This window comes from Desulfobulbus alkaliphilus (genome assembly GCF_016918545.1).
Lineage (GTDB): Bacteria > Desulfobacterota > Desulfobulbia > Desulfobulbales > Desulfobulbaceae > Desulfobulbus > Desulfobulbus alkaliphilus.
In genome coordinates this window covers 1-437 of the sequence record NZ_JAFFQC010000270.1, presented here as the reverse complement: position 1 = coordinate 437, position 437 = coordinate 1, and the positions used below count along the sequence as shown (strand labels likewise).

Sequence of the window (437 nt, the reverse complement as noted above, 5' to 3'; positions counted from 1 at the left end):
GGCCAGCAGCAGGGCGGGCAGCAGACGGGTGAAGAGAGTGAATGTCTTCATGAAGGGTTCTCCTTGATGATCTGCCGCACCATGCCGGTGCGACAGGCGCACGGTAGCATGTGCCGGGGGGAGCGGCAAGGGAAGGGCTGCCCCGACGGCCCGGGACTTGCTTTTACGCGCCATATCCCTATATGTTAAGCAAGGAATGAAAGTACGGCCGTGCATGCCGCGCGGCCAAATCCTGGAGGAAAAACATGACTGCTCGTACCATTGCACAAAGCGCTGTGAGCGCCGTTTCCATCTATATGCGCCAGGTCTACATGTGGATGACCGCCGGCCTGGCCATCACGGCCGTGACGGCCTTTGCCGTGGCTTCCAGCCCCGACCTGCAGATGGCCATCCTGGGCAACATGGTGATCATGATCGCCCTCATCGTGGCCCAGTTC

Annotated in this window: 1 pseudogene; it reads left to right on the top strand. The window is 60.6% G+C overall.

Annotated elements, in window-relative coordinates:
• Window positions 1-245: 245 nt before the first annotated feature.
• Window positions 246-437 (top strand): annotated as a pseudogene (locus JWG43_RS18475) (Bax inhibitor-1/YccA family protein); the annotation flags it as partial.